Origin of the sequence: Campylobacter sp. MIT 12-5580, from assembly GCF_005406235.1 — a bacterium.
In the GTDB taxonomy this organism is placed as follows: Bacteria; Campylobacterota; Campylobacteria; order Campylobacterales; family Campylobacteraceae; genus Campylobacter_D.
The window spans coordinates 190,982-200,569 of sequence record NZ_NXLK01000004.1; the positions used below are offsets into that span (position 1 = coordinate 190,982).

Annotated in this window: 7 protein-coding genes; 2 read left to right on the plus strand and 5 right to left on the minus strand. The window is 35.2% G+C overall.

Annotated features, from left to right (window positions below; genetic code table 11):
- Positions 1 to 322: 322 nt before the first annotated feature.
- The 4 genes from CQA38_RS05955 to CQA38_RS05970 are packed head-to-tail and all read right to left on the minus strand — an operon-like array spanning position 323 to position 3,494.
- Positions 323 to 1,129 (minus strand): adenylosuccinate lyase, encoded by an 807-nt coding sequence (locus tag CQA38_RS05955; protein ID WP_137633081.1) that lies wholly within the window; start codon positions 1,127 to 1,129, stop codon positions 323 to 325.
- A complete protein-coding gene (locus CQA38_RS05960; RefSeq protein WP_137633082.1) occupies positions 1,098 to 1,850 on the minus strand; it encodes an arginyltransferase in 753 nt (250 codons plus the stop codon). Before CQA38_RS05960 ends, CQA38_RS05955 begins: the two co-directional genes overlap by 32 nt.
- Positions 1,847 to 2,056 carry a hypothetical protein gene (locus tag CQA38_RS05965; RefSeq protein ID WP_137633083.1) on the minus strand — a complete coding sequence of 70 codons (210 nt, stop codon included), beginning with the start codon at positions 2,054 to 2,056 and terminating at the stop codon, positions 1,847 to 1,849. Before CQA38_RS05965 ends, CQA38_RS05960 begins: the two co-directional genes overlap by 4 nt.
- A 1-nt stretch (position 2,057) precedes the next feature.
- A complete protein-coding gene (locus CQA38_RS05970) occupies positions 2,058 to 3,494 on the minus strand; it encodes an acetyl-CoA carboxylase subunit A (protein WP_137633084.1) in 1,437 nt (478 codons plus the stop codon).
- Positions 3,495 to 3,681: 187 nt separating this feature from the next.
- Here CQA38_RS05970 and ftsW point away from each other — a divergent pair, with 187 nt between their 5' ends.
- Positions 3,682 to 4,845, plus strand: a complete 1,164-nt coding sequence (ftsW, locus tag CQA38_RS05975) for a putative lipid II flippase FtsW (RefSeq protein WP_137633085.1) — start codon at positions 3,682 to 3,684, stop codon at positions 4,843 to 4,845.
- Positions 4,842 to 5,864 (plus strand): UDP-N-acetylglucosamine--N-acetylmuramyl-(pentapeptide) pyrophosphoryl-undecaprenol N-acetylglucosamine transferase, encoded by a 1,023-nt coding sequence (locus tag CQA38_RS05980; protein ID WP_137633086.1) that lies wholly within the window; start codon positions 4,842 to 4,844, stop codon positions 5,862 to 5,864. The genes ftsW and CQA38_RS05980 overlap by 4 nt, the downstream gene beginning before the upstream one ends.
- Here CQA38_RS05980 and CQA38_RS05985 read toward each other — a convergent pair.
- The gene (locus CQA38_RS05985; protein ID WP_137633087.1) at positions 5,856 to 9,368 is read right to left on the minus strand and encodes an acyl-[ACP]--phospholipid O-acyltransferase; all 3,513 of its coding nucleotides are present in this window, start codon (positions 9,366 to 9,368) and stop codon (positions 5,856 to 5,858) included. The genes CQA38_RS05980 and CQA38_RS05985 overlap by 9 nt on opposite strands.
- Positions 9,369 to 9,588: the final 220 nt, after the last annotated feature.

The window sequence follows — 9,588 nt, forward strand, 5'->3', positions numbered from 1 at the left end:
ACATTGTAACATAAAATACAGCTAAATGAATAAAAAATTACAATGAAAGCTAAAAGGCTTTATTATATGGCTTTTCTAGCTTTAAAGCTCATTTGTTTAATTTTTATTTATAATTATTTCACAATTTAAGCTTGTTATTTTTTTGATTTTATTCACAGCTATTTCACAATGTGATTTTATCTTTAAAGCATTGAAAAATAGAGCTTTAAGTTTAAAAAATTTAAGAAATTTATTTATATTTTTTTAAGCTTTTTTGTGTATATGTGTAAAAAATGAGCTAAAGTCTTATTAAAACTTCGAATTTATAGGAATTTAAAGCCCTTTAGGCATTATTTTTGTAAAGGGCTTTAAGATTGTCATAAGCGATTTGAATTTTCTCAAACTGAACTCTTGCTTGTGCGATCTCACTCATACTCTTGCCATGATAAAAATCTGGATGATAAAGCTTTACAAGCACAAGATATTTTTGTCTGATTTGATTTAAATCGTTTTCTGGAGAGCATTCAAGCACTTGAAAATATGAGCTAAAAAGCTTTGCAAGAGCGTTGAATTTCCATTTATTGTCTTCTTTTTTTTGCACCTTGTGTTTGAAATTTTCATACTCTTCCTCATTGACATCAAAGTCAATGCAGTATTTTAAATGCTCATTTGTGCTTGCAAACTCTTCAAACAAAGCAAGCGTGTTTTTATCTTTATAAGAGATGATTAAAAGCTGACTTTCTTCTTTGTATTCACATTCATGATCTTTAAAATACTGCTTTATATAAGAGATAAAAAGCTTTTCATTTGAACTTAATTTTAAAGCAAAACCAGCTGGCATAAACTCAATCTTTACAAAAATCACCGGCTTGAGTGTATTTTCTTGCTTAAAATTAAGCTTAAAGGTTTTATGATATGCCTCACTTAAATTTGCAAGATCACCATTTACACTTTCTTTATAACGCTTTTCAAGTAGCTTTAAAAAGTATTTTCGCTGAGGAATTTCATCTTCTTGAAAAAAAGAAAAAATCTTATCCTTTTTACCTAAAACCTTTGAAAAATTTTTTTTAATTAGATTTTTAAAATAATGAAAAACGCTTATATCATCGGTATGAACGCTAATTGAACCTAGACTTTGAACGATTTGCATTATAATCCTCCCATAAAAAAGCCTCTTGTGCAAGTGGGCTTGTTTGTTTTAGAATTTCACTTGGACTATAATCGGCTTTATACGACAAAGATTGACACCCTTTGACAAAATATCCTAGATAAATATACTCAAGCCCCCTATTTTGTGCGAGCTTAATCTCTGTTAAAAGTGAAAACTTACCCAAACTCAAATGCGCGTATTCTGGATCATAAAAACAATAAATGCTTGAAATTCCACCCTCAAAGATATCGATAAGATCAACACAAACTAGCTTTTTATCCACATAAAAATCAAGCTCAAAGCCATAATCATTCGCCTCATCAACATAAAGATTATAGTATTGTCTAAAAGAAAGATTATAGACTTTCCACGATCTTTTTTCGCCCATAAAACGATGATATTTTTCATACAAATACAAATGCTCGTTACTAAGCTGAGGCTTTTTAAGATAAATTTGAGTGTGGGTGTTTTTGTTAATCACTCTTCTGTAGCTTTTAGAAAATCTAAATTCACTTGCTTTAATCCTTAAGCCTAAGCATTCATTGCAAGCTGAACAAATAGGGCGAGAAAAATACGCTCCAAAACGTCTCCAACCTCTATTTACAAGCTCAAAATTAAGCTCTTTAGAACAATTCTCGATGAACTTATACTCCATCTTGCAACGCTTACTCTCAAGATAAGGACACTCATCTTCTAAGGTGCAAAAGCCAATTTGCCTCATCGAATTCTTTTTATATCCTCATTTTGAATAAATTCCAAAAACTCAGCAGCCAATCTTTCTTCTTTTTCAGCCACACTTTCAAATTCTTTTTGCGTTTTTTGCTGATCTTTTTTTTCGGGCTTTAAGTCTTTTGCTTGAGTGTGATTTTCTTTGCCCTCTTTAATCATCTGAGCTTTTATGTTTTTTAAACTTTCAGTAAAGTCCATTTTACCTACTTTCTCTGATCTTTTTCAAAGTTGCAGCAATGGCAGCTATAACTTCTTCTTTGTTTTCTTGATGGCGATCTTCTGTCTTTTCTAAAAGCTCTTGCATATGTGTTTCTATAAAGGAAGTATCAAAATACCCTCTTCTAAATTCTTTGATTTTTGTAATAGCGATTAAAAAAGGTATAGTCGTTCGCACATCATCGATGATAAATTCTTTCAAGGCTCTTTCGAGTTTATTAACGACTTGATCATAACTTGTGGCTTTAACGATAAGCTTTGCAAGCAAACTATCATAAAAAGGAGGCACGCTATAGCCTTTGTAAATATGGCTATCCACACGCACGCCCGGTCCTAAGGCTGGGAAGTATTCGCTGATTTTACCCGGATTTGGCACAAAGTTTTTCCATACATTTTCAGCTGTGATTCTTACTTCTATAGCATAGCCTCTTGGGTGTATATCACTTTGCTGTAAGTCTAAAATCGCCCCAGAAGCGATCTTAATCTGTCTTACTACAAGATCAACGCCGGTTACTTCTTCAGTGATAGGGTGTTCAACTTGTATTCTTGTATTCATCTCCATAAAATAAAAGCGGTTATAATCATCAAGCAAAAACTCTATGGTTCCAGCATTTGTATAGCCTACTGCTTTAGCTGCTGCTACGGCTGTTACGCCTATAGTTTTGCGTAAATTTTCACTAATACTAGGACATGGAGCGATTTCTATAACCTTTTGATGACGACGTTGTATAGAACAATCTCTTTCGCAAAGATGAATGATATTGCCATAATTATCGCCTAGAATTTGAAATTCTATGTGACGTGGATTTTCTATGTATTTTTCCATAAAAACTTCATCGTTATTAAAAAAGCTCAAAGCCTCTCTTTTGCAAGATTCAAAGGCATTTTCAAGCTCTTCTTCCTTACGTACGACACGAATTCCGCGTCCTCCGCCACCTCCACTTGCCTTTAAGATCACAGGATAGCCTATCCTTTCAGCATAGTTTTTAATCTCTTCTAAGGTGTTATTATTGAGCTTTTCAGTGCCCGGAACTACAGGAATTCCGTTTCTACTCATCAAATACCTTGCGATATTTTTATTTCCCATTTTGCGAATAATGTCTGATTTTGGTCCTATGAAGATAATCCCAGCGTCCTCGCACTCTTTAGCAAATTCATAATTTTCACTCAAAAAACCATATCCTGGATGTATAGCATCAGCACCGCACGCCTTAGCGATCTCAACTATCCTCTTTCCGTCCAAATAGCCCCTAATCGCATCAGTTCCTATCCTATAAGCTTCATCAGCGATTTTTACATGCAAACATTCTCTATCTGGCTCTGTAAAAATAGCTACATTTTTAATGTGTAAATCCCTACACGCTCTGATAATCCTAACGGCTATTTCTCCACGATTGGCGATTAAAATTTTATGAATCATCACTTGCCCTTACAAAAAGATTTTCTTTTACAATTATAAGCAAAAATCTTTAATTTTGTTTGAAATTTTTCTCAAAAAGACTTTTAAAAATTTATAAGAACAAAACCTTAAAATTTATAAATTCTAACAAGGCTTTAAGCCAAATTTTTATACAATAAGGCTTTTTGTAACAAAAAAAAGGAAAAGTGTGCTTGCAGATAAACAACTATTTTACCTCTCTTGTATCTTAATCACTATAGGCATAGTCTTTTCTTATTCTTTAAGTGCTTTTGTAGTGCTATATTTTAACTATGATGAATTTCATTTTTTCATTCGTCAGCTTGCCTTTGGGGTAAGTGGAATTTTGATTATGTTTTTTATCTCAAAGCTTGATCCAGACGGAGTTTATTTTCACCGCATAATGATTGCTTTATTACTCATATCTTTCCTAGCTATTATTATCCTGCCTTTTTTGCCTAATTCTTTAGCTACTGCAAGCGGTGGAGCAAAACGTTGGATAAGACTTGGGGCAGTTTCTATTTCACCGGTTGAATTTTTTAAGATAGGTTTGATTTATTTTTTAGCATGGTCTTATACAAGAAGGATTGATGAGAGTAAAAAGGCGATAAAACACGAAATACTCATACTTTTACCCTATGTTATCGTGGCTTTAATCGTTATAGGCTATATTTATCTTACTCAAAATGATCTTGGACAAAGCGTGATTTCTTTTTTCTTAATCCTTGCGCTTGCCTTTTTTGCTGGAGCAAGCAAAAGACTTTTTGCTTTTGGGCTTGTTATCGTTACACTCATTGGTTTTTTGGTAATCTTTAGCAATCAAAGGCGGATTGAACGCATTATGAATTGGTGGGGCAATATCCAAGATGCTTTTTTGCCTTTTTTCCCAGAATGGATTGCAAATGCTTTAAAAGTTAGCTCAAACTCAGAACCTTACCAAATTTCACACTCCTTAAATGCCATAGCACACGGAGGCTTTTTTGGCGAGGGTTTGGGGCTTGGGATATTTAAACTTGGCTTTTTAAGCGAGGTGCATACAGACTTTGTGCTTTCAGGTATCACTGAAGAAGTTGGGCTTTTTGGCTTGGGCGTGGTTTGTGTGCTGTATTTACTGCTAATCTTGCGAATTTTTCGTATAGCTGGACGTTGTGAAAATAAGGTGCATTTTATCTTTTGTTCTGGTGTGGCTTTGCTCTTGCTATTTAGCTTTTTTATGAATGCCTTTGGTATTATTTCTTTAACCCCACTTAAAGGTGTGGCTGTGCCTCTTTTAAGCTATGGGGGAAGTTCTATGTGGAGTATTTGTATAGGCTTGGGCTATGTTTTAATGATCTCAAAAAAGGTGAAGTTATGAAAATAATCCTTACAGGAGGAGGCACAGGCGGACATTTAAATATAGTGGCTTGCTTGCTTGAAAGCGCTTTAAAAAAGGGCTTAGAATGTATTTATATAGGCAGTGAAAGTGGGCAAGATAAAGCTTGGTTTGAAAATGAAGCTGGTTTTACGCAAAAGCATTTTTTAAGTAGCAAAGGCGTGGTTAATCAAAAAGGCTTAGGCAAAGTTAAAAGCCTTACGCATACTCTTAAACTTGCTTTACAATGCAAAGAAATCATACGCAATGAAGATGTAAAAGCCGTTTTTAGCGTAGGTGGGTATTCAGCAGCGCCGGCTTCTTTTGGGGCTATTTTAAGCAAAACGCCCCTTTTTATACACGAACAAAACTCAAAAAGTGGGAGTTTAAATAAGCTTTTAAAACCCTTTTCAAAAGCCTTTTTTAGTGCTTTTGAGCCTATTTTCTGTCCTTATCCTATCAAGCGTTGTTTTTTTGAACAAGCAAGGATAAGAAAAGAATTAAAAACCATCATTTTTCTAGGCGGTTCTCAAGGTGCTAGTTTTATCAACACCCTTGCTTTAAAGCTTGCCCCAAAGCTTAATGAAATGGGCATACAAATCATTCACCAAGCAGGAAAGCTTGAGTTTGAAAAATGCCAAAATGCCTATAAGGAGCTGGGGATAAATGCGGAAGTTTTTGCTTTCAAGCCAAATTTAGAACAAAAAATGAAAGAAGCGGATTTAGCCATATCAAGAGCTGGGGCAAGCACACTTTTTGAACTTAGTGCAAATGCCTTGCCTACACTTTTCATACCTTATCCAAGCGCAAGTAAAAATCATCAGTATTTTAACGCGAAATTTTTATTTGATCAAAACTTGTGTCAAATTTTTACCCAAGAGCAAGCACAAAATGAAGCCCTGCTTTTACAATCCATACTCAACCTAAAGCTTGAGCTTATCTCAAGCAAGCTTAAGGCACAAGAGTATAGCAATGGAGCTGATTTTATGCTTGAATATATGTTTAAACATATATTAAGATAATTTTTCTTTAGCTAACTCTTTAGCACCCTTTAGATCAACTTTACCGGAGCCAAGAAGCGGAATTTTTTCAACTCTTAGTATCTTACTTGGCTTAAAAATAGCCGGTAAATTCGAGCCCTTAATCTGCTCGCTTATACCCTCAAGTTCATCTTGCTTACACTCAAGCAAAAGCACCACACTTTCGCCCTTTTTCTCATCTTCTAAAGCCACAGCCACAAAGCGAATTTCTTCATTTGTAATGATTTTGGCTAGTTCTTCTTCAAGCGCACCAAGTGAGATCATCTCTCCACCTATCTTAGCAAAACGAGAATACCGATCTACGATATATAAAAAGCCATCTTCATCTAAATGCCCCTTATCGCCTGTTTTGTACCAGCGAATTCCATCAAGCTCAAGCACCACTTCATCAGTCTTTGCCTTATCATTAAGATAGCCAACCATAACCTGATGCCCACCTACTAAGATAAGACCATCTTCATTTGCTTTAAGGCTTTGAAGTGTATTTGGATCAACTATCCTTATGGCAGTTCCAGGCAGTGGCATACCCACACTTCCTTCCTTAGAAGCGCGGTGCAAAACCCAATACTCTGGATCAAATTTATTTGGCAAATTTACACTTGCAACCGGCGTGGTTTCAGTCGCTCCATACCCTTCATAGATATTTTTCTTAAATTTCATCTCAAAAGCCGTTCTTACCTCGCTTTTAAGCTTTTCAGCCCCACTTACAACTATACGCAAATTCTCAAACATTAAAGCATCAAGCTTTTTATTGCGTGCATAAATTCCAAGAAAGGTTGAAGTCCCACACATTATGCTTACATTATTTTTCGCTACAGCCTTAGCCACACCAACCGCATCAGTTGGATCAGGAAAGCTTACGCTTAAGATAGAGTCCAAAAATGGCAAAAATGTCGTAACCGTTAGCCCAAAAGCGTGAAATGGTGGTAAAGATGAGAGTATAACATCATCATCTTTAGTGCAAAGCACATCTGAAATTTGAGCAATATTACTCATGATATTGCGGTGATTAAGCATTACACCTTTTGGAGTGCCTTCACTTCCACTGCTAAAGAGTATGGCTGCGATAAATTTGTTATTGTTTTGATGAGCAAAGGCTGATTTGATCCAAGCACTAGGAGTAAGGCTTACAAGAACTAAAAAGCTTAGAATTTGCACCTTTTTAGCCTTAAACTCAGCGATAATATCTTCCATAAAGATGATTTTCACACTCTCATCAAAGCTTAAAGTTACGCCTTTACTCTCAAGCTTTTCAAGGAATTTTTTAGAAGTGTAAATTTGCTTTATACCAGCATTTTCTACAGCTAAATTTAAAGCCTTAACTCCAGCTGTAAAATTTAAATTTACAACCACCTTTGAAGCGATAAGCACAGCAAAATTACACAAAGAGCTAGCCAAACTTGCAGGCAAGATTATGCCTACACATTCTTCTTTTGGTGCAAACTCACCTTGTTTTGGCACAATCTTAAAAAGCTTTGAGTTTTGCTTAATCTTAAGCGAGAGCATTAAAGCAAGAGCTAAAAAACGACGATATGTCATACTTCCACTTAAAGGATCGACTATAGCTACTCTTGAAAGATTTTTCTTTGCATTGTCGATAAAAGCCCTAGCTATGGTTTGCATATTATCGCATTGTGATTGCCAAGCGATGAAAGAAAGATCAAAGACTTTAGCTTTAACTTCTTCTTTGTTTGAATGAAGGCTCATAGGCTTACCAAAGGCTATGGCTATATTTCGCTTTGCAAAGCTTCTATGTCTTGCTGAAAAGCCCTCATCGCTTCTTGAAAACGAGCTGCCCCAAAGCCCTTTGATATAAAAAGGCAAGATAATGCCGTCATTTTCTTTAAGCTGAGAGCAAATTACCTCAAACCCAGCCTTAAATTCATTCAAATGTCCATGTCTTGAAAGCACACCCTCAGGAAAAATACAAACCAAATGCCCTTCTTTGATATGTTTTGCAACCTGCTCCATCGCTCCTTTACTTGCTGCTGAAGAAACAGGTATCACACCAAAGCGATCAAGAAAAATTCGCATATACCACTTCGCATAAATGCTTTTTTCCATGACAAAATATACCTTGCGAGGCACAGCCATTTGCACCACAGCCCAATCAATAAAAGAAATATGATTTCCCAAAAGCAAAGCACCGCCTTTTTCAGGCACATTATCAAAGCCCTCAACAAGCAAACGATAGCGTTGAAAAAATGCCAAGGAGACTAAAATTCTCACTAAAGAAAAAGGCAAAAGCAAGACAACATAGCACGCCCCAAAAAAAGTAACGACGATATTAAAATAAAAAAGATTTTCAGCCCTCACACTTAGCAGGGCACAAGCTGTAGCAAGCACAAGAAAAGCAAGCATAGCTATATTTTCGATGAAGTTTTTGCCAGCTAGGATTTTACCAAGATCATGCTCTTTTGCACGAAACTGAATAAGCGAGGTTAAAGGTATGGTAAAAAACGCCCCACACAACCCAAATACAAAAAAGATACACGCATAAATAAACAAATTCTCAAAAAAAGGCACTAAAAGCGTAGTGAGAAAAACACCTAAAGCACCAAGGGGTATAAAGCCAAGTTCGATATAGTTTTTTGAAAAACGTCCAGCGATTAAAGAGCCTACAATCACACCAAGTCCAGAGCAAGCCATACTCGCTTGCACAAAAAAGGTATTTTCAACGCCTAAATAACTTTTTGTATAGTTTGGAAAAGCTACTAAATAAAGCTGAGAAATAGACCAAAACAAAGCCACTCCAAAGATACACAGCCAAATCACTTGATCTTTAAACACCAAACCTAAATTTTGTGCTAAAAGCTTGCCTCTAACATAAGCTTTTGTATCAAATTTAGCCTTTGTATCGCCTTCTTTTAAATGTGGCAAACGAAACGCCATAAAAAGCTCAAAACAAGCAAACAAAACCAGCACAAAACCTAAAGGTGCAACATCTTTTAAAACCTGCTCAGGCTCAGTTGTTCCCACTTGATAAAACAGCTCAAAACTCAAAGAAAATACGCTCATACCAGCTAAAATTGCTACTATGCTAATCGCAGCTATAGCAGCATTACCAAGAGTAAGTAAGTCTTTACCGACAAGCTCTTTAATAAAGCCGTATTTTGAAGGCGAGTAAAGCGCTGATTGCACCGCCATTAAAAAAGTCATTGCAAAAGCAAAATAAAAAGCCCCTATAAAATACGCCACGCAAATGATAAGAGTTAAAATCACAGAAGCAAAAGCTGAAATTTTCATTACCAAATTTTTTGGAAATTTATCCGCCAAAAAGCCAGACGGCGATAAAAACATGATGAAAGGAAGGAGCATTAAGGCATTGACTATAGCCGTTAAAAAAAGTTGTGTATCGCCTGTATAGACTTTGTAGATAGTATTTTGAATGATGATCTTATGTCCTAAATCCACAAAAGCATTGATAAAACCCACAAGCAAAAAAGGTATTACCCCATAAATCTTTAAAAAAGGCATTTGTTTCATAATCCATCCTTGTTTTTATCAATCAAACTTAAAATAAAATTCTCATTATATCTTAATAAATGCAATTTTAAGTAGGAAAAATTTCACTTTTTAAAACTTAAATTTACTAAACGAGCCCTTTTAAAGAATTTTCTTTACTTATCTTAGAAAGCTTTATAAATGATGAAGAATTTAAAAATTCTTTTTTTAAAATAATAAATCAAGAAAAATATGATAAAAT

What these genes read in the sequence shown, in the direction of transcription:
- CQA38_RS05960 (WP_137633082.1), bottom strand. Translation starts at nt 1,850, where the DNA reads ATGAGGCAAATTGGCTTTTGCACCTTAGAAGATGAGTGTCCTTATCTT.
- CQA38_RS05980 (WP_137633086.1), top strand. Translation starts at nt 4,842, where the DNA reads ATGAAAATAATCCTTACAGGAGGAGGCACAGGCGGACATTTAAATATA.
- CQA38_RS05955 (WP_137633081.1), bottom strand. Translation starts at nt 1,129, where the DNA reads ATGCAAATCGTTCAAAGTCTAGGTTCAATTAGCGTTCATACCGATGAT.
- CQA38_RS05985 (WP_137633087.1), bottom strand. Translation starts at nt 9,368, where the DNA reads ATGAAACAAATGCCTTTTTTAAAGATTTATGGGGTAATACCTTTTTTG.
- CQA38_RS05970 (WP_137633084.1), bottom strand. Translation starts at nt 3,494, where the DNA reads ATGATTCATAAAATTTTAATCGCCAATCGTGGAGAAATAGCCGTTAGG.
- CQA38_RS05965 (WP_137633083.1), bottom strand. Translation starts at nt 2,056, where the DNA reads ATGGACTTTACTGAAAGTTTAAAAAACATAAAAGCTCAGATGATTAAA.